Source organism: Pedobacter mendelii (assembly GCF_014635725.1).
Taxonomy (GTDB): Bacteria; Bacteroidota; Bacteroidia; order Sphingobacteriales; family Sphingobacteriaceae; genus Pedobacter; species Pedobacter mendelii.
This window is the reverse complement of record NZ_BMDJ01000001.1, coordinates 136,273-161,841: the sequence shown is the minus strand read 5'-3', so window position 1 is coordinate 161,841 and position 25,569 is coordinate 136,273. Positions and strand designations below refer to the sequence as shown.

Here is a 25,569-nt window from a genome sequence, read left to right as displayed (position 1 = left end):
CTCTCAAAGATAAATTGAAATTAAACAACAAAAACTAAACTATGGAATCAAAAAAAGAGTACACTTTAGCCGAGTTAATTAATGAGTCAGCTGAAAATCCAAATGAAAATGATTTTTTCGAATTGGAAAAACCAGCCATGCTGGAAGTTAATTTGAAGAATCAGAAAATAATGGCGAAAGCAGGTTCTATGGTTGCTTACATCGGTAATATTGATTTTAAAAGAGAAGGCTTATTAAGCAAAGGATTGGGTGGCTTGATAAAGAAAGCGATTTCTGGTGAAGGAACTTCACTTATGCATGCGGTAGGAACAGGTAAACTTTATCTTGCAGATGAAGGTAAAAAAGTTAAAATTATTAAGCTTCAAAACGAATCGATTTTTGTGAATGGAAATGATGTTTTGGCACTTGAAGATAGTATTAAAAACGAAATTAAAATGCTGAAAAGTATTGCAGGGATGATGAGCGGAGGCTTATTTCAAGTGAAACTTTCAGGTAGTGGTTATATTGCCATCACAACACATGGCGAGCCAATTTTGTTAAGAGTCAGTGCAAATCAGCCTGTTTATACCGATCCAAATGCAACTGTAGCATGGTCAGAAAATTTATCGCCTAACATTAAAACGAACCTAACTTTTGGTTCATTTATTGGTAGAGGCAGTGGCGAATCTTTTCAGCTAGAATTTTTTGGAGAGGGTTGGGTTCTGGTTCAACCTTATGAAGAAGTTAAGTATGTTCAAAAGTCATAAACAAAAAAACCCGATAGTTTTGAACTATCGGATTTTTTATATTTTCAATTGTTATTTAAGTTAAACACCACCCATTACGGTTAGTTTTTCCATAGTTGGATTTACACTTCCGCCCATTGGCTCTAATGTTACAGCAAAAGCCTGAGCCTGTTGTATGGTTTGCATTTTAATTATCGCTTCGTTATCCGTAGAATCAGTTTTTCCGAAAACACCTAGGCTAACAGGTTTTCCATTTACCAAAGCCCATAATTGATATTCGTGAGCCTCATCTGTTTTGGGTAAATCCATGGCTACATAATTAATTAGAACACTTTTATCTTTTTTATTCCAATAAACTTTCATTTTTGATTTTGGACTAAAAGCTTGACCAGCCATTTTTATGGTTGCCCATTCTTGGCTATCGGCCATGGCTGCCATGTTTTCCAATCCGCTATTTTCGTATTCTAATTTGCTAACTACACCAGCAAACTTTTGTTTATCCAGATTTAAACTTGCAATCTGGTCGTGAGCATCGCCAAGTTTATTATAAGTAATAAATAATGAAACAGTACTTACAACTAACAATGCCACACAGGCTACTAAAGCATAACGTAAAGTTCTCACTTTGCCGTCACTTCCATCTAAACGTACAATTTTAGGTTCTTCAATATAGGCTGGTTGTGTAGAAATAACCTCATTCTCTTCAACATCATTTAATCCCAGCTTCTCGAATAATCTTAATTCTACATCTGCAGATGGTTCTACAGTATTTTGCATAGCATACTTTTCAATAGCATGCTCCATGGCTGCTATTTCATTTTTCATCTCAGGGTAACGAGATGCCATTTCTTCAACCTGCACGATTTCTTCTGGTGATAAATCACCTAAAACGTACAACTCAAGTACTCCAGATTCGATATATGCTTTTAAATTTTCCACACTCAATTAAAACTCTTTCTCAATTCTATAATAGCCAATCTGATTCGGGTTTTAACCGTACCTAATGGCAAATCTAATTTCTCTGCGGCTTCTACATGTGTGAAGCCTTTATAATAAACTAAATCGAGAACAGACTGTAAATCAGGTTTCAAGTTCTCTACAAGTTGCTTAACCCCCATTACATCAGGATTAAAGGTTACCTTGTTTTGTTCATCAACGAAACTTACGTTATTTTCTATATCTTGGTTTTTGAGTGAATTTTTAAAATCTTTAGATCTAAGCTTATCAATAGAAAGATTACGAGCAATATTCATCATCCACGTGAATAAACGACCTTTTGCATTATCATAATGTGCTGCAGATTGCCAAATTTTAACGAAGGTTTCTTGTAAAACATCTTCAGCCAATTCGGTATGGGTTATAATACGGGAAATAACGCCATACAGAGCAGACGAGTACATGCTATACAATGTTTTTAGTACTGCCGGATCTTTCGATTGCAATGCTAAAACAAGTTCAGGCTCAGATAGGGTTAATTTTTTTAATGCAGTCACTATTGGTTACTAAGATACAACTCACAACAATAAAACCAAAAAAATGTTTTACAAACATATTCTTTTTAGGAATGCTATTTATAAATAATAAATAATAACCTGTAATCAAAACCAAATAGCAATCAACAATAATCAAATAATTAATTATCTATGAGGGATTTATTACTAGGTAAATAATATATAAACTATTAAATTAAATTATTCCCTCTATTGGGAACAGATGTTTTTCTGCATGGTAAGATGAACGAACTAAAGGCCCACTTTCAACATACTTTAAGCCTTTTGCGATACCAACTTCTTTATACATTGCAAAAGTATCGGGATGAATCCAATCTACTACAGGATGGTGATTACGAGTTGGTTGTAAATATTGACCTAAAGTTAAAATATGAACACCATTAGCAACCAAATCATCCATTGCTTCAAAAATATCTTCCTTAGTTTCTCCTAAACCAAGCATAATTCCTGTTTTTGTTCTTAAACCAAATTCTGATATTCTTTTTAAAGCCTCTAAACTTCTGTCGTATTTTGCTTGAATACGTACTTGTTTGGTTAAGCGCTTAACGGTTTCCATATTGTGTGAAACCACTTCAGGACGTTCTTCTAAAACGCGGTATAAATTATTCCAAATTCCTCTGAAATCAGGAATCAAAGTTTCTAAGGTTGTAATCGGACTTTCTTTACGGATGGCTTGTAAAGTTTCTGCCCAAATAATTGAACCTCCATCTTTCAAGTCATCGCGATCTACTGATGTAATAACACAATGTTTAACGCCCATTAATTTTACCGAATTGGCTACACGATTAGGCTCATCAATATCAACAGCTAAAGGACGACCAGTAGCAACAGCGCAGAATGAACAGCTTCTTGTGCAAATATTTCCTAAAATCATGAAGGTTGCTGTTCCTGCACCCCAACATTCGCCCATATTTGGACAATTGCCACTTTCACAAATCGTGTGAAGCTTATGCGTATCAACCAAACTGCGAACTTGAGCATACTCTTTCCCAACAGGCAATTTCACACGTAACCAATCTGGTTTACGTTTAACTTCAGTCACAGCAGGTACTACCGGTAAATCAATCATGATACAAAGTTAAGGATTAGGATTGAAATGTTGTAACGTTGAAATGTTTGAAGGTTGTAATAATATGGTGTAGATCAATATTAAAGATTTAAACTAACATATGTTTAGATGAACAAATTAATTGCTCAGATTACTAATAATTCGCCCATTTTAAAAGAATAGCAATTTAAATTCTGCTTTTAACTAATGTATTTCTATTCACTTCTGAATAAACCCTTAAAACAAGTTTTTTCCGGTTTAGATTTTGTTTGTAAAGTTTGTAAAACAATATTTAATTCTAATTTTTTAGCAATTTTTTATTAAAAATTCGTGACATGTTTGAAATGATTCTAAATTTGCAACTCCTTTAAGATAAGATGGCAAAAAAGAATAAGACAGTTGGTAAAACTGACACAGATGTAATTTTAATAGGGGCGGGCATAATGAGTGCAACCCTTGGTGTTTTATTAAAAGAATTAGAACCTAATTTAAGCATAGAAATTTACGAGCGGCTTGATATTGCGGCAGCAGAAAGTTCTGATGCATGGAACAATGCCGGTACAGGTCACTCTGCTTTTTGTGAGTTAAATTATACCCCTGAAAAAAAAGATGGGACGGTAGAAACTGTAAAAGCTGTTCAAATTGCAGAACATTTTGAAGTTTCTAAACAGTTTTGGGCTTATCTTATCGAAAAAGGATTGGTTTCTAATCCAGAAAACTTTATTCGAAAAATTCCTCATATGAGTTTTGTATGGGGAAAAAAGAATGTAGACTATCTTAAAAAACGCTATGATGCTTTGCATAAGTGCGATTTATTTAGCGACATGCAGTATACAGAAGATACTGAAATAGTAAAAGACTGGGCCCCATTAATTATGGATGGGCGTAAGAAAAACGAAAAAGTTGCTGCAACTAAAATGGATTTGGGTACCGATGTAAATTTCGGGTCGCTAACCCGTGATATGTTTAATCACCTTAAAGACCAGAGTAATGTTAGCCTTTATTTTAATCATGAAATTCGTGATTTGAAAAAAAATAAAGATGGTAACTGGAGCATAAAAGTTAAAGATTTAGAAAGTGGCGATAAGCATAAACGAGTTGCAAAATTTGTTTTCATCGGTGCTGGTGGTGGTTCTTTACCTTTGCTCGAAAAATCTGATATTCCTGAAGGAAAAGGTTTTGGCGGTTTCCCGGTTAGCGGGCAATGGTTAAAATGTACTAACGAAGAAATTATTGCCAAGCACCATGCAAAGGTTTATGGTAAAGCAGCAGTTGGTGCACCACCAATGTCGGTTCCGCATTTGGATACCAGAATGATAAATGGTAAGCAAGCGTTGTTATTTGGCCCTTATGCAGGTTTCTCTACTAAATTTTTGAAAAACGGATCTTTCCTTGATCTGCCAAAATCAATTAAATTTAATAATATTCGCCCAATGCTTTCGGCCGGATTGCATAATCTTGATTTAACCAAATATTTAATTGATCAGGTAAGGCAATCTCCTGAAGATAGGTTAGAAGCCTTGAAAGAATATCTTCCAACAGCTGAGCTAAAAGACTGGGAATTGGAATATGCAGGACAACGTGTTCAGGTTATTAAAAAGGATGAAAAACAAGGTGGTATTTTAGAGTTCGGTACCGAAGTGGTAAGTGCTGCTGATGGGTCTATTGCTGCATTATTAGGCGCTTCACCAGGTGCTTCAACAGCTGTTTCTATTATGCTTGATTTATTAGATAGATGTTTTAAGGAAGATTTGGCAACTCCTGAATGGCAAGCAAAAGTTAAAGAGATGATTCCTACTTATGGAAAAGCTTTAGCTAATGATACAGAACTTTGTAAATCAACCCGAAGCAGAACGTCACAAATATTAAAAATAGAAACCATTTAATTTTGATAGCCACAGATTAACAGATTTTTAGTTTTTAATCTGGTAATCTGTGGCTAAAGTATATTGTAAATAATATTGATTTTGGCTTTATTAACTAAGAGGCTATCACTTCGGCTACTTCCTCTGCAGAGATATCACTATGTGAAGATTCTAAAACGCAATCTCCATCTTTAATTAATAAGACTTGAGGAGATTGGTGAGCCACCTGAAAAACTTCGGCAATTTTATTTGAAATATCACGGTAGCTAATTAAATCCAAAAAGTAAAGTTTGGTGTCTTCTGGAATTACATCCCAATCCATTTCGAAATTTTTGCGAGCCATCATGCTTATAGAACAACGTGTACTGTGCTTGAAGATAAGGCTGAAGCCACTTGCGTTTTTTATTTCGTCAAGTTGCTCTATTGAAGTTAAGTTAACCCAGGTCATGATATTTTATAAATATGTTTATAGGTAAACACTTAGCAAAACATAAAGTTCTGTAAATGACCTAAAAATGAGAAAATGAAATTGAAGATTAGTTTCTTCTACGTTTACCTTCTGGATACGAGCTGTATGCAGGGCAAAGTTTAGAAGAACAAGATTCTAAAATGGTAATGGTGCAGAACACCGCCAATAACAGGATGGCAACTTTTTTCATTCAGATAGTAATTTTAAAATCCTAAGGTACAAATAATTATTAAAAGGCTATATTAATATGTTTGCAGAAAAATCGGCCATTTTAATTGCTGTAATTGCAGCTTCATCGCCCTTATTGCCGTGTTTGCCTCCTGCACGATCTTGAGCTTGCTCTAAATTATTTGTTGTTAGCACACCAAAAATAACCGGCTTACTATATTTAATTCCAACATTTGTTAGTCCTTGAGCAACAGCATCGCAAATGAAATCAAAATGTTTGGTATCACCTTGAATTACACAGCCTAGGCAAATTACACCATCTAAATCAGTTTTTTTGCTCAATAAAATTTCGGCACCACCTGTTAATTCAAAGCTGCCTGGTACAGGTAAAGAAATTATATTTTCTTCCTTTACTCCATTATCTAGCAGAGTTTTTAAAGCACCATTATACAATGCGCCTGTAATTTCAGCATTCCATTCGGCAACAATTATTCCGAATTTATAGTTTGCACCATTTGGAACCGTTGTATGAGAAAAATCTGATAGATTTTTTAATTGACTTGACATGCAACAAAGATAAGACTAAGCTTGGAATGTTAAAGTGGTTAATGTTTAAATGTTGTAAGTTTATCAAATCAGTTGTAGATTGCCATAAGTTGCTCCTATTGGGATAATCTTTTCTCCAACCCATATCTGGCTGCGGTCGAATTTTGATATTTTTCTTTTTGCTACAATAAAGGCTCTATGGCAACGTATAAAATCGGCTTTTGGTAGCAATTCGGCTAAATCGTTAATGGTAATTCTCGAACTTAAAAGCTTGTTTTTTAGCTGTATTTGGGTATAATTTCCCGAAGCTTCAACATACAATATTTCACTTAATTCTACTTTAATTTGTTCGTAACCATCTTTAACAAAAATATATTCAGATTTGGCTCCTAATTGCTGATTACGAAAATTATATAATTCGTGAACTTTATTACAAGCTTTTAAAAATCGAGATAGCGAAAAGGGTTTTAACAAATAATCAACAGCATCAAGCTCAAAACTTTGTACTGCATGTTCGGTATATGCAGTGGTAAATATCACCATTGGCGGTTTGCTCAAGCTTCTAAGAAAATCAATACCACTTATATCAGGCATTTTTATATCCAGAAAAATCAGGTCGATTTTATTTTGCTGCAAATAACTTATGGCTTCGAATGCATTTGTAAAAGTAGCATTCAATTCAATAAATGGCACTTTTGATGCATGCGACCTAATAATTTCGAGCGCTATTGGCTCATCATCTATAGCAATTGCAATCATTTTTAAAGGTACGATTTGATTTAAAATTCTTTCTAAAAATTATTTTTCTGTAGCGCTTAACCGGTAATCCTTGGCAAAGTAGTCCCGAATGCTGGCGCACGCGTGCCGCGTGTGAAACTATAATGCCCTCATAAATATTCAACTTTAAAACTCATTTTTTATACTTGTTCCTTTTATAGTTCTACATACTAATATATCACACGCGGCACGCGTGCGCTAGCGAGGGCTATTTAACAAAATTTTAAGCTCTTGGCAATTTACAGCAAAACCTTTGTTTATAAACCCGATAAAGCCAAATAGCCCGGAGTGAGGCACGAATGAGGACTATTGGCGATAGCGGGGCTGCATACCGTTTGATGGTAAGAACTTTCGTTTTCAAAAAAAAGCAATTGCTAATCTAATTGCAGCGTTAAATGGATGAAGAATTCTTTGGCACTTTCGCGGATAATCAATTCATGTTTTCCAAAATAAAGTAAAGCCAATCGTTGTTTTACATTTTCTAAACCTATACCACTTTTTAGTTTTTCAGGGTCGTTGTCTGCTTTTAAATGAATGCTGTTATGAACATCAAAGTAAAGTGTTTGCTCTTTAGTTTGCAGTGTAATTTTAATATGCGATGGCTGTTGTAAGCTAATACCATGCTTAAATGCATTTTCTACAAATGGAATCAAAAGCATAGGTGTAATTTGTAGGTTGTTTAATTGCTCATCAATTTGTGTTTCAATTTTAATATCAGCCGATCGTGAAGTTCGAAGTTTTTGTAAGTCTATATAATTGCTTAGGTATTCTACCTCGCGGGTTAGTGAAATTTTATCCTGCATGTTTTCGTGGAGCATGAAACGCATCATATCGCCAAGCTTTTGTATGCCTTCACCAGTACGCTCTGCGTTTTCTTGTAAGGCAGTTCCAAAAAGCGTATTTAAAGCATTAAATAAAAAATGAGGATTAATTTGTGATTGCAAGAAACTCAGGCTTGCATCTGATTTGCCTAATTCAGTTTTTAGGGTTTTAATTTCTGTTCGATTGGCCAATCGTCTTTTATAAATATACCATGATAATGGTGCGCTAATAATTAACTGTGTTGGGAGGTGAAAAAGAAAAACAATGAAAAACGTTTCAACTCGCCAAATAAATAGGGTTGATATTAAACCCAAAGGAACTGCTAAAAGAATTGATATGAAAAAAACCTGCCAAAAGTAAACTTTGAATGGTTTACCTTTTGCAAAATTTTCTGGTAAAAGGTTGTATATAGAATAAATTACAATGCCAATCGATGAGAAGATTACCAATGTCCAGCATACGCTAATTTCTATAGCCGAATTTGTAGATATCCACAACAATAAACCAACAAACCAAAATGCTAAGCCGAAAGACATATCTACTTTTGCCAAAGTGTTTTCACTAGCATCTTTATACTTATTTTCACTTAAATGTTTTATAAAGGTTTTTAATAGCGCATAAGATGAGATAATTACAATAGACCACATACTGTATATGTATCCTTTAAAGAATATTCTATTGTAGGCGTGTTGTAAATCATCATATTCATCTAATAGGTATGCATCGGTATAGGTTTTACAAATGCTAAATACTAAGCCACCGAAAACGAAAATTCCTGCTAAAAAGAAACTATTGGCTACAACATTTTTCTTGTTGATTAGGGCAGGAATGATGGAGAAGTTTATAGCTAAAAAACTTAGATACAAAATTGTGAATCGAAACAATTCAGGGACTAGATAATTTGAAAAATAAGAGTATTCTAAATCTGCACCTCTAAATTGATAATAGTTATCATTATTAATCCGGCCATCGGCACCTGAAATTAGTAAGATAACAACCAACACATATAAAGCTGTTGATACCCAAAATTCTACCTTTTGTAAATCTTTAATGTTCATTTTATGATGATTTGATGGTGCAATTTTACTTAGCTAAATTGAATAAACTTTATAAATGTGATGGAATAATAGAAAAATGTGATGAATTACCCGAATTTAAATGATGCAAGGATTTTAAGATGTTTAGCCAATTACATTCTAATTCAAAACTCAATCATTCACTCAATTCAATTATCTTTGAGCAAAAAAATTACTAATAAATTTAAATTAATGACAGTATACGGAATACCAAATTGTAATACAGTAAAAAAATCTTTAGATTGGTTAAAAGCACATAAAATTGATTTCGATTTTCATGACTTTAAGAAAAAAGGAATTACTGCAGAAAAATTAAACGATTGGTGTAATACTTTTGGGTGGGAAAAGGTTTTAAACCGTAAAGGATTAACATGGAAAAAGCTTTCGAAAGAAAAACAGTTAGAAATTGATAATCAGGATAAAGCAATTACTTATTTAATTAATAATACAAGCGCAATTAAAAGACCTGTTATCGAAAAAGATAATAAAGCCATTTTAATTTCTTTTGAAGAAAACAATTATATTGAAACACTTGGCTAATCGTGTTGTTTGAATGTTAAAGTTTGTTAAATCGTCATTTTAACATTCAAACTAATCTATTTTTGAATATGTATAAGCTGATTGTTGTTTTATTAATTGCTATTCCTTTTGGAGCTTTCGCACAAACCACAGTGGCAACAGGTGCCATTTATGATTTTTCTAAAAAAAACATATCGCTGCCTGGTGTAACTGTAAGGAATCTGAGTAATAAAAAAATAATCAGTGCAAATGCTGCAGGAAAGTTTACCACCAGTGCAAAAATTGGCGATTTACTGGAATTTTCTTTGGTTGGATACGTAACTGATACCTTGTACATAACTAACTTATTGCCTAAAACCATTTACATGGTAGAGAAAAATAATAATTTAGCTGATGTTAACATTAAAGGTGTAAAAATTAATAAAGAAATTCTAACTCCTGATAAACAAGCAGAAAAATATACCTTAATGGGCACAGGAGGTAATTTGGATAGAAAAAAAATGACTGATAAGGTTGGTGGACTTAGTCTTAATTTAGGTTATGGAAAATATAAACGCCAACAACGAAAAGAAGCAGAACTAGAAGAAAGAGAAAAATATTTAGCAGAAATAGATGAAAACTTTAGCGAAAAAAATATTAATAATCTGCTTAAGTTGGAAGGTGAAGACCTTAAAAATTTTATGATTATTTATCGCCCTTCAGTTCTGAAAGTACAGTCAGAAAGACCATTTAAATATTCCTATTACATTGTACAAGCTTATCATGCCTGGTTAAAATTATCGCCAAAAGAAAGAAAGCTACAAGATTTACCTGATTTAGGTAAGAAAAACTAATCCTAATCTTGTTCATTTAATTGAGTATTGATTACTTGCTTTTCAAACAATTTAAGCTTTATAATTATAAATCTAAAAGTCTTGTAAAGTAACAATGTAAGCACACTCATTTCTGTTTGTGCTTATTTTTTATATTTGCCGCCAAATACATAAACATTATGAATATCAGACTAAATAAATTATTCACAACGTGTTTAGTTTGTCTGACTGTTGCATTCTCTGCATCTGCTCAGCAAGCTTCCACCACACAAAGCGTTCCTACAACAAATTATAGCCCAGCAGATGCATTTGGGCCCTTATTTTATACTCAAAATGGAAACGAATTTCGTTCAGCAAATGGTGCTCCAGGTGCTAAATACTGGCAAAACAGAGTAGATTATAACATTACCGCCAGCCTTGATGAAACTAAAAATATAATTAGTGGAACAGTTACAATCACTTATAAAAACAATAGTCCTGATAAGTTGCCATATTTATGGCTACAATTAGATCAAAATACTTTCAAAGATGGCTCTCGTGGTAAACAAGTTACGCCTGCCCGTAGCCGTTATGGTGCTCAGGGCGAAGCTTTTGATGGTGGCTACAAAATTCAGAATTTAAATGTATCTCAAAAAGCTGGTGCTGTAAAGTTTACCTCGATTATAGAAGACACCAGAATGCAAATTCGTTTGGCTCAACCATTAGCTGCCAATGGAGGTATTGTTACCATAAAAATGGATTATTCTTATACCGTTCCTAAAGAAGGCTCAGATAGAACAGGACACTTAACTACGCAAAACGGAGAAATTTTTGCAATTGCGCAATGGTTTCCTAGGATGTGTGTGTATGATGATGTTTTGGGTTGGAATACTTTACCTTATTGGGGTGGAGGTGAGTTTTATTGTGAGTATGGTGATATAAACTTTGCAATTACTGCTCCAGCAAATCATATTGTTATGGGTTCGGGTGAATTATTAAATCCGCAAGAGGTCTTCACGGCCGAACAATTAAAAAGATGGAATGCTGCAAAAGCAAGCGACGCAACAATTCACATTCGTTCGGCAGAAGAAGTTACTGATCCTAAATCTCGCCCGGCAAAAGATAAATTAACCTGGAAATTTAAAATTATCAATGCCAGAGATGCTGCCTGGGCTTCATCAAAATCATTTGTTTTAGATGCGGCCCGCATAAATTTTCCAAGTGGAAGAAAAGGTTTAGCGGTTTCCGCACAACCAATAGAAAGCAATGGTGCTGATGGCTATGGTCGTGGTGTAGAGTATGTAAAATCTACCATCGAGCATTATTCAACAAAATGGTTTGAGTATCCGTACCCAATGGCAGTTAACGTTGCTACAAACATAGGTGGCATGGAATATCCGGGTATCGTTTTCTGTGGTTGGAAAGCTAAAAAAGGAGCTGCCTGGGGTGTAATCGACCATGAATTTGGACACAGCTGGTTCCCGATGATTGTGGGTTCGAACGAACGTAAATATGGTTGGATGGACGAAGGCTTTAACACATTCATTAATGGCATTTCTGCTCAGAATTTCAATAATGGCGAATATAAACCTCGCCCTACAGATATGAATCGTGTTGGTAAATCGGCAATTGGTAACCCTGCATTAGAAAATATTATGTTAATGCCCGATGGTATGGCCGAGAGAAATATTGGTGTCAACTTGTATAGCAAGCCAGGATGGGGATTGGATTTATTAAGAAATCAAATTTTAGGTGAGGATAGATTTGATTATGCCTTCCGCGAGTACATAAAAAACTGGGCTTTTAAACATCCAACACCATTCGATTTTTTCCGTTCTATGGAGAATGGAGCAGGTGAAGATTTAGCCTGGTTCTGGAGAAGCTGGTTCTTGAATAACTGGAAAATGGACCAAGCTATTGCTGATGTTCAAGCTGTGAAAACTGATGATAAAATTACAGCTTACACAATAAGGGTAAATAATTTGGAAAAAATGCCAATGCCAATCATCCTTCAGGTAAAAACCAAAAGCGGTAAAACAGATGTCATAAAACTTCCTGTTGATGTTTGGATGAAGAATACAACATGGCTGGTTCGCTATCCAACAACTGAAGAAGTTATATCTGTTGTTTTAGACCCGAATAAAGTATTGCCAGATTCTAATCCAGATAACAATACCTGGAATGCGCCATCAAACTAATTTAGATTTCAAATTTTTGAAAAGCCCTCAATCGATAAAATTGAGGGCTTTTTTATTGCAAAAGGTAAACATTTTGATCACCCTTAATTTTTAGTTTAGCGCCATGAAAAAAGTAATGAAAGAAAATCTATTAGAGATAAGTAATCCGGAAGGTATTTACGATCCGCGAGCGCATGGCTATTCTCATGTTGCATCAGTCGCTGCAAATAATTTATTTGTATTTGTTGCAGGTCAGGGCGGGAGTAGAACCGATGGAGTTTTAAGCGAAGATTTTAGAACCCAGGTTAAAATCGTTTTCGATAACATTGAAATTGCTTTATCAAGTAAAGGTTTAAAAATGCAAAACATTGCTAAACTCACCACATTGGTTGTGAATTATGATGATGAAAAACATCAGGTTATAATAGAGGAATCGACTAAAATTTGGCCTGATTTAAAGTTTCCTGTTAACACTCTTATACCCGTAACGAGATTAGCTTTAAGAGGTATGCTAATTGAAATTGATGCAACAGCAGTTGGAGGATGATTGTTTTGATATATTATATAATTCTGAGAAAAATAAATGATTTAACTTTAAAATATGAGCGAACAAAAAAACAACCCTTTGCATGGTATTACACTTGAAAAAATTGTAACAGATCTTCAGCTACACTATGGGTGGGAGAAATTGGGCTCGCTTATAAAAATAGATTGTTTTAATAATAATCAAAGCATTAAATCGAGTTTAAAGTTTTTGCGTAGAATGGATTGGGCTCGTAAAAAGGTGGAAGATTTGTATCTGGATACTTTTAATAAGTAAAGATTTAATAAAATTTGAATTGCTATAATTCATCAATTCTTCATTTTTTGTAGAGTTTTATTAATGTTGCAAAATGAAATCAGTTAACTTTTTAGTAAAGTACTAATAAACTGCTTTTACCATTTTATTTTAAACGCACAAACTGCTACAGAACTAAAAATCGCAAAAAATAATTCTCTTATTACGATTAACTAAGTTTTAAATATTAAATAAAGTTTAGTAAAGTATATTTTTTCTTACTGGTTTTTATATTCTGAGCCAGGGATAATTCCATTTTATTATTCAGTCTCTTATAAATCTCAACGCAAACGTTTGTTGTTGTTAAGATGACTATGTATTTCTCAAAGTAAACCCGCACACATAATTTGTTTTCAATCTTTCTTTTATTCTAAATCAAATTAAAATCGCTTAAAAAAATAGATTGGATTTTCTTTAGGAAAAATTTAAGCCTTTTGTAAATCATCCGAAATCTTTTAAACGCTTAATGATACGTTTATGAGGTTTGTTGTCAAACGTTTGCGTAGTGTTTGAAAAAAAAGTGGTCTTCTAATCATATAAATTAGGTTTTTTATATGGAATGTCCATTATCATAATCAATTAAAAAGATTGTTTTTTACGTGCATCCTGATAAAAATTGCCGAGCTAGCGTATAAATTTCGAAAGAAAAACTTCCATAGTATTACTAAAAATGAGTTGCCTATGAATGAAATTAAGAAAATATAAACGAACTCAAAACAACCTATCAACGAACTAATAAATAACAAAATGAAGATCAAATCTTTACTATTACTGGGAGGAGTTGGCTTGTTATGGCTAAACAACAGTCAGGCGGCAAACATCCTAAGTAACAAAACCACCTTAAAAATTATTCATTATAAACCAGCACTTGCGGATGATATAACGATTAAGGGCAAAATAACTGATAAATCTGGTCCAATCCCTGGTGCAACAATCAGTTTGAAATCTAACTTGGGCGTTGGTACTTCAACCGATGGAGAAGGTAATTTCGTAATAAAAGTGCCTGCCGATGGAATTTTAATTGTAAAATCTGTGGGCTACAAAACCCAGGAAATTTCTGTTCAGGGTAAAACCATATTCAATATTACTTTAATAGAAGAAAATAATAATTTATCAGATGTAGTTGTTGTAGGTTATTCTACAAAAAAGCAAGGAGAATTATCTAGTTCTGTTTCTATAATTTCAGCAGAAAAACTAAAAGGTGTCGCCTCTAACGATGTAATTTCAATGATTCAGGGTAAAGCACCAGGTGTTGTGGTTTCATCTGCATCAGGAGATCCAACGGCAGCACCAAAAATCAATATCCGAGGTATTAGTAGTATAAACGGCGGTACTGCTCCACTTTTAGTAGTTGATGGAAATATTTTGGGCGCTTATGGTTCGGAGGGTGCAACTTACAGTCCAAATGATGTAGAATCTATAACTATATTAAAAGATGCTGCAGCAACTGGTTTGTATGGCTCACGTGCTGGTAGTGGTGTTATCATAGTAACTACTAAGACTGGTAAAGCTGGTGAATCCAAAATAGAATTCAATTCGGTTGTAGGCTTTAACTCACCATCTACTGGTAAATTCAAATTGATGAATAGCCAGCAGCTGTACGATTACCAAAAAACGTTTTCAAATCCTAATTCTTCAGTATTAAATAATGATACCAATTGGTGGGATTTGGCTACACGCGACGGTATGACTCAAAACTACACTGTTTCAGCTTCAGGAGGTACTGAAAAAACCCGGTATTATGTAGCAGGAAATTTTTACAGGGAGCAGGGCACAGTAATTAGCAATGATAAAAATGCCTATAATTTACGTACAAATTTAAGTAGCCAGTTAACTAAAAAGCTTAAATTGAGTTTGTTGCTAAATGGTGTTTTTACCAGAGATAACTATGCAAACAGCAATAGTTTGGGTGATGGATATTTAAATTTACCTTTCGATCCTGCCTATAATGTTGACGGCACGCCAGTTGATCCGCGAATTACGCCAAGCTGGTTAGGACGTGATGTAGAAAACTTTTTACACTCCACACAATACAACCTCTCATACGCAAGGAGCCTAAATTTAAGTGCCGATGTAAACCTGGATTATAATATCGTTAAAAACTTAACTTTTTCAAGTTACAATAGAACAACTTTTTACAACACTTTTTCTGTAGACTATTATGATAAAAGAACTAAAGAAGGAGGAGCAACAAATGGTTCTTTATACAACTCTACAACATATAAAAATAGGTTGTTAAGCTCGAACAGATTAAAATATGAAAATAGTTTTGGCGAAAATCACCTGACTGTTTTAGCAGTAGGCGAGGCAGAGAAATCATATTATGATGAAGCCAATTTAAATGGTAAAAACTTACCTGCTGGTCGTCCGGTTATGTCAACAGCTACTGATATTATTAGTAATCCATCTGGCGGCACAAATGAATATAACTTTAGTAAATATTTAAGTCAGGTAGATTATAATTATGCAGGTAAATATTTTGCAATCGCATCTTTTGTACATGAAAATTCCTCACGTTTTGGTATAAACAAAAGTGGAGGTGATTTTTACCAGATGGGTGCCTCATGGATTTTAAGCAATGAACAATTTTTAAAGGGCATTAAGCCGATTAGTTTCTTAAAATTAAGAGCAAGTTATGGAACAACCGGTAACGCCGAAATTGGTGATTATCCATCGTTAGGTTTGTATTCTATTGATACAGGTGCTAGTTATGGGGGTCTTCCTGGAGCAAGCCCTTCTCAAAAAGGAAATCCTAATTTAACCTGGGAAAAACAAAAAACAGCTAATATCGGTTTCGATATCGGTTTTTGGAATCGTATAGATTTAAGTGTTGATTTATATGATAAACGTTCGAATGCCCTATTATTCTTTGTTCCACTTCCTTCTACTGAAGGTTACAAAGGTTATTTTGATAACGTTGGAGCATTAAAAAACAGAGGACTGGAGTTTAATTTAACCACTAAGAATTTTACCGGAGCATTTAAATGGGAAACTAATTTAAACATGGCATTTAACAGAAATACAATTCTAAAATTAACCAACGATAAAGATGCCATTAATCCGGGAGGGTCTCAGCCAAGTGCTGTTGGCCGCGATATTTTTGATTGGAAAATGCCAATTTGGGCAGGTGTAGATCCAAATAACGGCGATCCGCTTTGGGAAAAAGTAATTACCGATGCAGATGGTGTACAACATATTGCAGTAACGAATACTTATGCTCAGGCTACGCGTCAATATACAGGTACATCTGCTACACCAAAATTTACTGGTGGTTTTACCAATACTTTTTCTTACAAAGGTATTTCATTAAGTACTTTCTTCAATTTTGTTTACGGAAACGAAGTGTATAACGATAGCCGTGCTTATTTTGATAATGATGGTTTGTACGAAAGCTATAATGCAATGGTGTTAAAATCAGGTTGGAACAGATGGGAAAAAATTGGAGATGTTGCTACACATCCTAAACCAGTTTTGGGTGGTAATCACGATTCAAATCAGCAATCTACAAGATACCTTGAAGACGGAAGTTACATTCGTTTGCGAAACATCACCTTAGGTTATCAAATCCCAGATAGCTGGTTAAGTAAAATTAAAATTAGCAGCGCCAGAGTTTTTGTAAGCGGAGATAACCTTTGGACAGGAACTAAGTTTTCGGGTATAGACCCTGAAGTAGATTTGACTTCAGGAGTGTCTAGTTTCAGGTATCCACTTAATAAAAAGGTATTGTTTGGTGTAAACATTGGTTTATAGGAGAGGAAAAAAATGAAAAAGATTCAAATAAAATTATATACAATAGCAATTGCATTGATTTGTGGTGTCGGCGCATGTAAAAAGGAAGTTAAACCATCAACCGCAATTGATGACCAGTCTGCATTAACAAATCCTGGTGATATTGAAACTGCTACCATTGGTACCTATGCTGTACTTCGAAATGCAACTTATGTTAGGAGTGCTCATTTCTTAACCGAATATCAGGGAGATAATATTGCTCAAGGCCAGCCTTCTTCAGATGATTTATCAAGATGCTACCGTTACACACATATCCCGACAGGTACACATGGTGCTAACTTTTGGAAACAAGCTTATTATGTAATTGTGGCTGCAAATAAAATTATCGCTGCAATTCCGGATAATGCAACCGCTGATTTAAAACAGTTAAAAGGAGAGAATTTATTTCTAAAGGGAATGATGGAATTTAACCTTGTACGTGTTTTTGGAAGACCCTACACCCAGGGTAATGGTGCTAATCCTGGGGTGCCAATTTTAAAAGAAGGTACAAATCTAGCCTCGCCAACCAGAAATACAGTTAAAGAGGTTTATGATGCCGCAGTTTCTGATTTATTAAAAGCAGCAGATTTAATGTCCGTAGCCAAGTCAGATATTTTTGCTTCAAAAGAAGTGGCCTATGCTTTATTATCCCGAATTTATTTAAATATGGGAGATAATGTTAATTCCATTAAATATGCTGATCTGGTAATCAACTCTGGTCGCTATAAGTTATTACAGGGAGCAGATTATTCCAGCTATTTTACTAAAATACCTGAAGCAAACACTGAAACCATTTTTGCAATTCGTTATACTAAAACCGAAGATCAGGATTTTGGAGCAATTGGTTCTATGTATTATAGCGGGACACCGGGCGCTTTATCTACACCTGGTGCCCAGGGAAACACAGGTTATGGTGAGATTTATGCTTCACAACAATACATGATAGAATTGGATAAAAACCCTGCAGATTTAAGACACAGTTTTATTGCACCATACAAAATTAATGGTGTACAGCAGGTAAACACTAAAATTTCTCCAAATGTGCCAATGTACTATGTTACAAAATACAATTTGCAAGAAGGAATTGCCAATTTAAGTTCACCGGTTTATTTACGCCTGGCAGAAATGTACCTTAACAAGGCTGAGGCTAATACCAAATTGGGTAATGCACAACTTGCCTTAGATGATGTAAATACAATTCGTACACGTGCAGGTATCCCAACTTTAACTGTTGCAGGAATATCAACTGCAGGAAAAACGATTTTAGATGTTGTATTGGAAGAGCGCAGACTTGAGTTCGCTTTCGAAGGTCAGCGTGCTTATGATTTGTTTAGAAATAACAGACCAATGACCAGAAATTATCCTGGAACACACGCACTAAATAACACACCAAATACAAACATTACTCAAACCATTTTACCTACAGATGCGCGGATTATTTTTTATGTTCCTCAATATGAGATTGATAATAATAAAAATCTTGCTCAAAACCCTTAATCATCAAGATATGAAACTAATATATAGTGTATTAACATTACTGAGTTTCGGCTTCTTGTTATTTTGCTGCAAAAAAAGCGGGCAAACCGAAGAGAATACTTTTAAGCTTCGCCCCGTAGTAATAGAAACTGGTATAGCCATCCCAGTACAGGGGAATAGTTTCATAACCCAATCAGCTGCTGATGCAACTGAAACAATAGGCTCAACTTTATCTAACTGGAAAAACACGAGTAGTGTAATTAGTACATATTTTAAAGTCGGGCAGGCAGGTAAATTAAATATGGCCATTAAAGGAAGTGTAATTACTGGAAAAAGTGTAGTTAAACTAAGTGTTAATGGAACTTCTTTTGAGGTAACACTAAGCGGTACTACAGCTGCGGTATATCCGGCCGGGGTGGTTGATATTGAAACTACAGGTTATGTGAAAGTAGATTTGCAAGGTATAAGTAAAGAAGGAACAACCTTTGCCGAGGTTTCGGATATTATGATTGGTGGATCCGCTACCGCAAGCAATTTACAATATGCAAGTGTGAGTACTGATAATCAGTTTTACTGGTCTAGAAGAGGGCCATCGGTACATTTAAACTATACCGCTCCGGCTGGTGATAACGAATGGATGTATAACGAAATCACCGTGCCGGCAGGGCAAGATAATATTGGCTCTTACTATATGTCTAACGGTTTTAATGGTGGTTATTTCGGTATTCAGGTTAAATCAACTACCGAACGATGGGTGTTATTCTCAGTTTGGGATGCCGACTCTGGCGGTAAAACAGTACTTACCAGCAAAGGTGCAGATGTGGTTAATGGTAATTTTGCAGGCGAAGGTACTGGCGGACAGAGTTATTTAGTGTACAAGTGGAAAGCCGGAAATACGTATAAATTTTTAACCCAGATAAAACCCGATGGCACAGGCAATACAATATATTCATCGTGGTTTTTTGCCCCTGAATTAGGCTTGTGGAAATTCATGGCTACTTTTAAAAGACCATCAACCACAACTTATGTTACAGGGTTAAACTCTTTCCTCGAAAACTTTAATGTTGATTTAGGTTATACAGGGAGAAAAGCCTTATATAATAACATGTGGACAAGAAGTACATCAGGTATCTGGACTGAAATTACTTCGGCGAGATTTACCTGCGACCCAACAGGTTCTACTCAACAGCGTATGGATTTTAAGGGTGGCGTAGAAGACGGTAAGTTTTACTTACAAAACGGAGCATTTTTTAATGATTTTGTTCCAAACAACACCAACTTTATCCGCACCGCTACCGGGGTAGAACCAGCCGTAAACTTAACAACTTTACCAACTAACTAAAAAAACAAAATGAAAACAATAAAATTATCTGGCTTATTGATTTTACTCTTTGTAATAGGGGTAATTAGTTCCTGCAAGAAGGATAAAAGCCCTGAGCTAACTTCTAATCTGGAGGAAACTATTCTTGATAGATCTAAATGGACTATAACCGCTTCAAGTCAGCAATTAACCGGTGAAAACACTGGTCTTGCAACTGCGGTTTTAGATGGAGATGTAAACACCATTTGGCATACCAACTACACTGGTGGCGAAACGCCCTTCCCGCATTGGTTGCTGGTTGATATGAAAAAGCAAAGTGTAATTACGCAGGTAAATTTAACAGCCAGGCAAAACAGCGTAAAAGGCTTTACTAAGTTTAGGCTTGAAGGCAGTACCGATGGAACCACCTTTGTAAACTTTGGTGAGTTTACTTTTAATCCGGCTTTAACTACGGAGCAGGCTTTTGTAGTTAGTCCGGCCAGAAACGTACGCTTTATTAAATTAACAGCGTTAGAAAAAGCCGCCACACAAACTGGCTCTATTACTTTTTTAGCAGAGTTTAGTGTAAAAGGTTTGCAAGAGAGAGTACCAATTACAGATGTAGCCTTAGGTAAAACAGGTTGGATAGCAACGGCATCAAGTGAAGTAAACTATCCTGGCGATGAGACCAACCTGGCTGCATATGTTGTTGATGTTATTTCGGCAAAAAGCCCTACAGCTGCAAGTATGCCTTCGTTTTGGCAAGCCGACTATGATGTATTGCACCCATATCCACACTGGATTATTGTAGATATGAAAAAAGCCAGTCTGCCTAGCTATATCGGTTTAAATGCACATACCGATGCTAAACAAGGCTTTACTAAATTCTCTATTTCCGGCAGTACAGATGGAACTAACTTTACGCAGCTTGGTGATAACAGAAACTTTAACCCGGCTACAACTGCCGAACAAAAATTTACGGTTTCTCCTGCAGCACCAATCAGATATGTAAAAATTACTTTGTTAGAAGGTACGCCATATCCATGTTTGGCTAACTTTGAGGCTTACGTAAAACTTTAAAAAAAACCCAATTTTGATTTTAGCAATGATGGCCGCCTGTTTTATCAGGTGGCCATTTTTTTATAACTTTATAACTTTACAACTTTTTAAATTATATCTTTATTAAACTTAAATCTATTGAATTAATGAAAAATTTTCTCCTTATTGGTTTTTTATGTTTTACGATGTTGTTGGCCTGTAAAAAGAATAAAATAAAGGATTTGGATAGCATTAGTTATGGAACTTCTTTCGGAATGTGTGCCGGTTATTGCTCGCAAAATCTTTTAATCAGTAATTTAAAACTTACCTTCTCAAAAAGTAAAAACGGACAAGCGCCAGATACCAAAACCTGCACTAAAACAATTTCTGAAGCTGAAGTGAATGCACTAAGAGATTTGCTTAATGTTAATGCAGATAAAATTTCAACTTTACCTGAAGTTATCGGTTGCCCGGATTGTGCCGATGGTGGCGCAGAGTGGATTTCGGTAAATGTAGAAGGTAAGCAATATAAAATTACTTTCGATTATGGTAAAGCACCAAAAGAATTAGAAGCTGCGGTTGCTAAATTAAGGGTGCTGAAAGATGGTTTTAAGGATTGTAATTAATTTAGAAATCAATTGTGACAAGATTAAAGTGGAGGAAATTAGCTATGTTAAAAATAATTAAAACTGAGGAAGAGTATGAATTGGCTTTAGAAAAAGCATATTCATTACTGCAGGAAGATATTGTTTTGGGATCTGACCAAGCCGATGAACTTGAATTAATTACACTATTAATTGAGCATTATGAAGAAGCAAATTACCCAATAATGCCCTCATCTCCGATTGAAGCTATAAAATTTAGATTAGATCAATTGGGTAAAACTCAAACAGAACTGTCAAAAATGTTTGTAGTGAGAAGTGGTCAATCTGAAATACTAAGTGTAAGCGCAAATTGAGTTTAAGTATGATTAGAAAATTGCATGAGGTTTTGAATATTCCAGCTGAAAGTTTAATTGGAGCTTATTAAGTTTTGGATATTGAAATCCTGAATCAAGTTCAGGAAGACGACCGTTCGTTGTTGATGTGAAATGCTAGCCACAGATTAAAAGATTCCTATAGTTATAGATTTAGATTTGATTTAATCTGGCAGGCTTTTTTAATAACGCTCAAGCCATTGTTTGCTAAACCCGATATACGCGTAAAGCCTGCATTTTTTTGCAGCTTGAAGCATTAGCGGGGCCGAACCTAACAAAAGAGCTGCTGCAATTGCTTTCCAAAAAAAAGATAATAATTATACTATTAAGATGCTGAAACAAGTTCAGCGATGACGAGTGTGTTAATGGATTTGCAAAAGAATTTGCAACTCCTTAATCATCAACCCAAAACTGATAATTGCGAACCGAAAACTTTTTGCGCTAACCCCTTGATTTTTAAAAAGAATTGTTCTACTTTTGCAGTCCGTTTTATGGGCTATCTGTAAGGATGCCGGGGGAGCGGTAGATAATTAAATAAAAAATTAAAAAAGCACAATGCCAACCATTCAACAATTAGTTAGAAAAGGTAGAGTAGCACTGGAGTTCAAGAGTAAGTCTCCAGCGTTGGACAGCTGTCCACAGCGAAGAGGTGTATGTACACGTGTGTACACCACTACCCCTAAAAAACCAAACTCAGCAATGCGTAAAGTAGCCCGTGTTCGTTTAACGAACGGTAAAGAGGTTAATGCATACATTCCTGGAGAAGGTCACAACTTACAAGAACACTCAATCGTTTTAATACGTGGTGGTCGTGTTAAAGATTTACCAGGTGTACGTTACCACATCATCCGTGGTGCATTAGATACATCAGGTGTAGCTGGTCGTAATCAACGTCGTTCTAAATATGGTACTAAACGTCCTAAACCAGGACAAGTAGCTGCGGCACCAACAAAAGGTAAAAAGAAATAATCGGGAGGAAATAAGAAATGAGAAAGTCAAAACCAAAAAAGAGAATTATTCTTCCTGATCCAAAATTTAATGATGTTCAGGTAACTCGTTTTGTAAATAATATGATGTACGATGGTAAAAAATCTATCGCTTACTCTATTTTTTATGATGCTGTTGAAATTGCTGAGAAAAAAGCAGGTGAAAACGGTTTAGAGATATTTAAACGTGCTTTAACTAATATTATGCCAGCTGTAGAGGTTAAATCTCGTCGTGTTGGTGGTGCTAACTTCCAGGTTCCAACTGAGGTTAGACCAGAGCGTAAAACAGCTTTAGGTATGAAATGGTTAATTTCATATGCTCGTAAACGTGGTGAAAAAACCATGAAAGAGAAATTAGCTGGTGAAATTGTAGCTGCTGCTAAAGGTGAAGGTGCTGCTGTTAAAAAGAAAGAAGATACGCATAAAATGGCTGAGGCTAACAAAGCGTTCTCTCACTTCAGATTCTAAACATTCAAATGATTGAATTTTGAATGATTGAATGATTGAATGATGAGTCGTGTTATACACATTCACTCATTCAATCATTTTGTCATTCATTCATTAATAAAAACAATGGCAAGAGATTTAAAATTTACAAGAAATATAGGAATCGCAGCTCACATTGATGCAGGTAAAACTACAACAACTGAGCGTATCCTTTATTATGCTGGTGTTAGTCATAAAATTGGTGAAGTACACGAAGGTGCTGCAACAATGGACTGGATGGCACAAGAGCAAGAGCGTGGTATTACGATCACTTCTGCTGCAACTACGGTTGAGTGGAAATACAGAGGTCAGGCTTACCACATGAACATTATCGATACACCAGGACACGTGGATTTTACCGTTGAGGTAAACCGTTCGTTACGCGTATTAGATGGTTTAGTGTTCTTGTTTTCTGCAGTTGATGGTGTTGAGCCTCAATCGGAAACTAACTGGCGTTTAGCTAATAACTATAATGTTGCCCGTATTGGTTTCGTTAACAAAATGGACCGCTCCGGAGCTGACTTTTTAAAAGTTGTTAAGCAAGTTAAAGATATGTTAGGTAGTAATGCAGTTCCATTGCAATTGCCTATCGGTGCTGAAGACGGATTCAAAGGTGTGGTTGATTTAATTAACAACCGTGGTATCGTTTGGAATGAGCATGATAAAGGTATGACCTTTACTGAAGTGCCTATTCCAGAAGATATGATTGATGAAGTTGCGGAGTGGAGAGAAAAGTTATTAGAATCTGTAGCTGATTACGATGAGTCGTTGATGGAGAAATTCTTTGATGCTCCTGAAACAATTACAGAACGCGAAGTTTTAGATGCTTTACGTGCTGCAGTATTAGATGCTAAAATTGTACCTATGGTTTGTGGTTCATCTTTCAAAAATAAAGGTGTACAAACCATGCTTGATTATGTGATGGAATTATTGCCTTCACCTATGGATAGCGAAGGTGTTGTTGGTACTAACCCAGATACAGGTGCTGAAGTTTTATTAAAACCAAGCATTAATGAGCCATTTGCAGCTTTAGCATTTAAAATTGCAACTGACCCATTCGTAGGTCGTTTATGTTTTATCCGTGTTTATTCGGGTAACTTAGAAGCGGGTTCTTACGTTTACAATACACGTTCAGAAAACAAAGAACGTATTTCTCGTATCTTCCAAATGCATGCTAACAAGCAAAACCCGGTGCCTAATGTGGCTGCTGGAGATATTGCTGCGGTAGTAGGATTTAAAGATATTAAAACAGGTGATACCCTTTGTGATGAAAAACACCCAATCATTCTTGAATCAATGAACTTCCCTGAGCCAGTTATCGGTTTAGCTATTGAGCCTAAAACTCAAGCTGACGTTGATAAATTGGGTATGGGCTTAAGTAAATTGGCTGAAGAAGATCCTACATTTAGAGTTCAAACTGATCAAGAAACTGGTCAAACTGTTATCTCTGGTATGGGTGAGTTACACTTAGATATTTTAATTGACCGTTTAAAACGCGAATTTAAAGTTGAAGTTAATCAAGGTGCACCACAAGTAGCATACAAAGAAGCAATTTTCGGTACAACTACTCACCGTGAAACGTATAAAAAACAATCAGGTGGTCGTGGTAAATTTGCCGATATTTCGGTTGTTATCTCTCCAATTGATGCTGATTTTGAAAAAGGTGGTTTACAATTCGTAAACGAAATTACAGGTGGTTCAATTCCACGTGAATTTATTCCTTCGGTAGAAAAAGGTTTTGCTGCTTCAATGGCAAATGGTGTGTTAGCGGGTTATCCACTTCCTGATATGAAAGTTCGTTTAACGGATGGTTCATTCCACGCGGTCGATTCAGATGCTTTATCATTTGAGCTTGCAGCTAAAATGGCATACCGTGAGGCTTTACCTAAATGTAAACCTACTTTGATGGAGCCAATCATGAAAATTGAAATCTTAACCCCTGAAGAAAACATGGGTGATGTTATCGGTGATATGAACCGTCGTCGTGGTCAGTTATTAGGTATGGATACTCGTAACGGATCTCAGGTAATTAAAGCAACTGTGCCTCTTTCTGAAATGTTTGGTTATGTAACGCAGTTACGTACAATCACTTCAGGTCGTGCAACTTCTACAATGGAATTTGACCACTACGAAGCTGCGCCTAAAAACGTACAGGATGAAGTAATTGCTAAATCAAAAGGTAGAGTAAAAGCTATAGATTAGTTAGT

The 25,569-nt window shown here is 35.3% G+C and carries 23 protein-coding genes; 16 read left to right on the top strand and 7 right to left on the bottom strand.

The features are described from left to right. Positions 1-41 precede the first annotated feature (41 nt). Positions 42-746, top strand: coding sequence for an AIM24 family protein (locus tag IEV50_RS00780; protein WP_188411353.1), 705 nt, complete (start codon positions 42-44; stop codon positions 744-746). Between the two features lie 60 nt (positions 747-806). Here IEV50_RS00780 and IEV50_RS00775 read toward each other — a convergent pair whose 3' ends face one another. The 3 genes from IEV50_RS00775 to lipA form a co-directional block, all read right to left on the bottom strand. Further along, on the bottom strand, positions 807-1,664 hold the full coding sequence (locus IEV50_RS00775; protein ID WP_188411352.1) for an anti-sigma factor: 858 nt from the start codon (positions 1,662-1,664) through the stop codon (positions 807-809). Positions 1,665-1,666: 2 nt separating this feature from the next. Beyond that, positions 1,667-2,218, bottom strand: coding sequence for an RNA polymerase sigma factor (locus IEV50_RS00770; protein ID WP_188411351.1), 552 nt, complete (start codon positions 2,216-2,218; stop codon positions 1,667-1,669). Between the two features lie 193 nt (positions 2,219-2,411). After that, positions 2,412-3,305, bottom strand: a complete 894-nt coding sequence (lipA, locus tag IEV50_RS00765; RefSeq protein ID WP_188411350.1) for a lipoyl synthase — start codon at positions 3,303-3,305, stop codon at positions 2,412-2,414. A 356-nt stretch (positions 3,306-3,661) separates the two neighbouring features. On the opposite strand from lipA, the gene IEV50_RS00760 reads away from it, so the two are divergent. Beyond that, complete coding sequence (locus tag IEV50_RS00760; RefSeq protein WP_188411349.1) at positions 3,662-5,170, top strand: malate:quinone oxidoreductase; 1,509 nt, start codon at positions 3,662-3,664, stop codon at positions 5,168-5,170. A 94-nt stretch (positions 5,171-5,264) separates the two neighbouring features. Here IEV50_RS00760 and ytxJ read toward each other — a convergent pair whose 3' ends face one another. The 4 genes from ytxJ to IEV50_RS00740 form a co-directional block, all read right to left on the bottom strand. Continuing rightward, positions 5,265-5,597: a bacillithiol system redox-active protein YtxJ gene (ytxJ, locus tag IEV50_RS00755; RefSeq protein ID WP_188411348.1), complete on the bottom strand. Its 333-nt coding sequence runs from the start codon at positions 5,595-5,597 to the stop codon at positions 5,265-5,267. Positions 5,598-5,855: 258 nt separating this feature from the next. Next, on the bottom strand, positions 5,856-6,353 hold the full coding sequence (ribH, locus tag IEV50_RS00750) for a 6,7-dimethyl-8-ribityllumazine synthase (RefSeq protein ID WP_188411347.1): 498 nt from the start codon (positions 6,351-6,353) through the stop codon (positions 5,856-5,858). A 63-nt stretch (positions 6,354-6,416) separates the two neighbouring features. Then, positions 6,417-7,091, bottom strand: a complete 675-nt coding sequence (locus tag IEV50_RS00745; protein WP_188411346.1) for a LytR/AlgR family response regulator transcription factor — start codon at positions 7,089-7,091, stop codon at positions 6,417-6,419. A 392-nt stretch (positions 7,092-7,483) separates the two neighbouring features. Beyond that, positions 7,484-8,989 carry a sensor histidine kinase gene (locus IEV50_RS00740; protein WP_229746574.1) on the bottom strand — a complete coding sequence of 502 codons (1,506 nt, stop codon included), beginning with the start codon at positions 8,987-8,989 and terminating at the stop codon, positions 7,484-7,486. Between the two features lie 210 nt (positions 8,990-9,199). On the opposite strand from IEV50_RS00740, the gene IEV50_RS00735 reads away from it, so the two are divergent. The 14 genes from IEV50_RS00735 (at position 9,200) to fusA (ending at position 25,564) form a co-directional block, all read left to right on the top strand. Next, positions 9,200-9,547: a Spx/MgsR family RNA polymerase-binding regulatory protein gene (locus tag IEV50_RS00735; protein WP_188411345.1), complete on the top strand. Its 348-nt coding sequence runs from the start codon at positions 9,200-9,202 to the stop codon at positions 9,545-9,547. Positions 9,548-9,615: 68 nt separating this feature from the next. Beyond that, positions 9,616-10,359: a hypothetical protein gene (locus IEV50_RS00730; RefSeq protein ID WP_188411344.1), complete on the top strand. Its 744-nt coding sequence runs from the start codon at positions 9,616-9,618 to the stop codon at positions 10,357-10,359. A gap of 158 nt (positions 10,360-10,517) precedes the next feature. Further along, entirely contained in the window at positions 10,518-12,515 is a 1,998-nt protein-coding gene (locus tag IEV50_RS00725) for a M1 family metallopeptidase (RefSeq protein WP_188411343.1), read from the top strand. Between the two features lie 103 nt (positions 12,516-12,618). Next, on the top strand, positions 12,619-13,041 hold the full coding sequence (locus IEV50_RS00720) for a RidA family protein (protein ID WP_229746573.1): 423 nt from the start codon (positions 12,619-12,621) through the stop codon (positions 13,039-13,041). A gap of 54 nt (positions 13,042-13,095) precedes the next feature. Beyond that, a complete protein-coding gene (locus tag IEV50_RS00715; RefSeq protein ID WP_188411342.1) occupies positions 13,096-13,314 on the top strand; it encodes a VF530 family protein in 219 nt (72 codons plus the stop codon). A gap of 765 nt (positions 13,315-14,079) precedes the next feature. Next, entirely contained in the window at positions 14,080-17,082 is a 3,003-nt protein-coding gene (locus IEV50_RS00710) for a SusC/RagA family TonB-linked outer membrane protein (protein ID WP_188411341.1), read from the top strand. 12 nt (positions 17,083-17,094) lie between these two features. After that, positions 17,095-18,597, top strand: a complete 1,503-nt coding sequence (locus IEV50_RS00705) for a RagB/SusD family nutrient uptake outer membrane protein (protein ID WP_188411340.1) — start codon at positions 17,095-17,097, stop codon at positions 18,595-18,597. A 10-nt stretch (positions 18,598-18,607) separates the two neighbouring features. Beyond that, positions 18,608-19,918: a DUF3472 domain-containing protein gene (locus tag IEV50_RS00700; protein ID WP_188411338.1), complete on the top strand. Its 1,311-nt coding sequence runs from the start codon at positions 18,608-18,610 to the stop codon at positions 19,916-19,918. 9 nt (positions 19,919-19,927) lie between these two features. Further along, entirely contained in the window at positions 19,928-20,956 is a 1,029-nt protein-coding gene (locus IEV50_RS00695) for a discoidin domain-containing protein (RefSeq protein ID WP_188411337.1), read from the top strand. 125 nt (positions 20,957-21,081) lie between these two features. Beyond that, the gene (locus tag IEV50_RS00690) at positions 21,082-21,540 is read left to right on the top strand and encodes a hypothetical protein (protein ID WP_188411335.1); all 459 of its coding nucleotides are present in this window, start codon (positions 21,082-21,084) and stop codon (positions 21,538-21,540) included. 14 nt (positions 21,541-21,554) lie between these two features. Further along, positions 21,555-21,872 carry a helix-turn-helix domain-containing protein gene (locus IEV50_RS00685; RefSeq protein ID WP_229746572.1) on the top strand — a complete coding sequence of 106 codons (318 nt, stop codon included), beginning with the start codon at positions 21,555-21,557 and terminating at the stop codon, positions 21,870-21,872. 573 nt (positions 21,873-22,445) lie between these two features. Further along, positions 22,446-22,859 carry a 30S ribosomal protein S12 gene (rpsL, locus tag IEV50_RS00680; protein ID WP_008244597.1) on the top strand — a complete coding sequence of 138 codons (414 nt, stop codon included), beginning with the start codon at positions 22,446-22,448 and terminating at the stop codon, positions 22,857-22,859. A 17-nt stretch (positions 22,860-22,876) separates the two neighbouring features. After that, positions 22,877-23,344: a 30S ribosomal protein S7 gene (gene rpsG / locus IEV50_RS00675; protein ID WP_123206905.1), complete on the top strand. Its 468-nt coding sequence runs from the start codon at positions 22,877-22,879 to the stop codon at positions 23,342-23,344. A 105-nt stretch (positions 23,345-23,449) separates the two neighbouring features. Next, positions 23,450-25,564 carry an elongation factor G gene (fusA, locus tag IEV50_RS00670; RefSeq protein WP_188411333.1) on the top strand — a complete coding sequence of 705 codons (2,115 nt, stop codon included), beginning with the start codon at positions 23,450-23,452 and terminating at the stop codon, positions 25,562-25,564. Positions 25,565-25,569: the final 5 nt, after the last annotated feature.

Excerpts from the sequence above, each read along its gene's own strand:
- IEV50_RS00780 (WP_188411353.1), top strand. The coding sequence starts at position 42 with ATGGAATCAAAAAAAGAGTACACTTTAGCCGAGTTAATTAATGAGTCA.
- lipA (WP_188411350.1), bottom strand. The coding sequence starts at position 3,305 with ATGATTGATTTACCGGTAGTACCTGCTGTGACTGAAGTTAAACGTAAA.
- IEV50_RS00760 (WP_188411349.1), top strand. The coding sequence starts at position 3,662 with ATGGCAAAAAAGAATAAGACAGTTGGTAAAACTGACACAGATGTAATT.
- ytxJ (WP_188411348.1), bottom strand. The coding sequence starts at position 5,597 with ATGACCTGGGTTAACTTAACTTCAATAGAGCAACTTGACGAAATAAAA.
- ribH (WP_188411347.1), bottom strand. The coding sequence starts at position 6,353 with ATGTCAAGTCAATTAAAAAATCTATCAGATTTTTCTCATACAACGGTT.
- IEV50_RS00745 (WP_188411346.1), bottom strand. The coding sequence starts at position 7,091 with ATGATTGCAATTGCTATAGATGATGAGCCAATAGCGCTCGAAATTATT.
- IEV50_RS00740 (WP_229746574.1), bottom strand. The coding sequence starts at position 8,989 with ATGAACATTAAAGATTTACAAAAGGTAGAATTTTGGGTATCAACAGCT.
- IEV50_RS00735 (WP_188411345.1), top strand. The coding sequence starts at position 9,200 with ATGACAGTATACGGAATACCAAATTGTAATACAGTAAAAAAATCTTTA.
- IEV50_RS00730 (WP_188411344.1), top strand. The coding sequence starts at position 9,616 with ATGTATAAGCTGATTGTTGTTTTATTAATTGCTATTCCTTTTGGAGCT.
- IEV50_RS00725 (WP_188411343.1), top strand. The coding sequence starts at position 10,518 with ATGAATATCAGACTAAATAAATTATTCACAACGTGTTTAGTTTGTCTG.
- IEV50_RS00720 (WP_229746573.1), top strand. The coding sequence starts at position 12,619 with ATGAAAAAAGTAATGAAAGAAAATCTATTAGAGATAAGTAATCCGGAA.
- IEV50_RS00715 (WP_188411342.1), top strand. The coding sequence starts at position 13,096 with ATGAGCGAACAAAAAAACAACCCTTTGCATGGTATTACACTTGAAAAA.
- IEV50_RS00710 (WP_188411341.1), top strand. The coding sequence starts at position 14,080 with ATGAAGATCAAATCTTTACTATTACTGGGAGGAGTTGGCTTGTTATGG.
- IEV50_RS00705 (WP_188411340.1), top strand. The coding sequence starts at position 17,095 with ATGAAAAAGATTCAAATAAAATTATATACAATAGCAATTGCATTGATT.
- IEV50_RS00700 (WP_188411338.1), top strand. The coding sequence starts at position 18,608 with ATGAAACTAATATATAGTGTATTAACATTACTGAGTTTCGGCTTCTTG.
- IEV50_RS00695 (WP_188411337.1), top strand. The coding sequence starts at position 19,928 with ATGAAAACAATAAAATTATCTGGCTTATTGATTTTACTCTTTGTAATA.
- IEV50_RS00690 (WP_188411335.1), top strand. The coding sequence starts at position 21,082 with ATGAAAAATTTTCTCCTTATTGGTTTTTTATGTTTTACGATGTTGTTG.
- rpsL (WP_008244597.1), top strand. The coding sequence starts at position 22,446 with ATGCCAACCATTCAACAATTAGTTAGAAAAGGTAGAGTAGCACTGGAG.
- rpsG (WP_123206905.1), top strand. The coding sequence starts at position 22,877 with ATGAGAAAGTCAAAACCAAAAAAGAGAATTATTCTTCCTGATCCAAAA.
- fusA (WP_188411333.1), top strand. The coding sequence starts at position 23,450 with ATGGCAAGAGATTTAAAATTTACAAGAAATATAGGAATCGCAGCTCAC.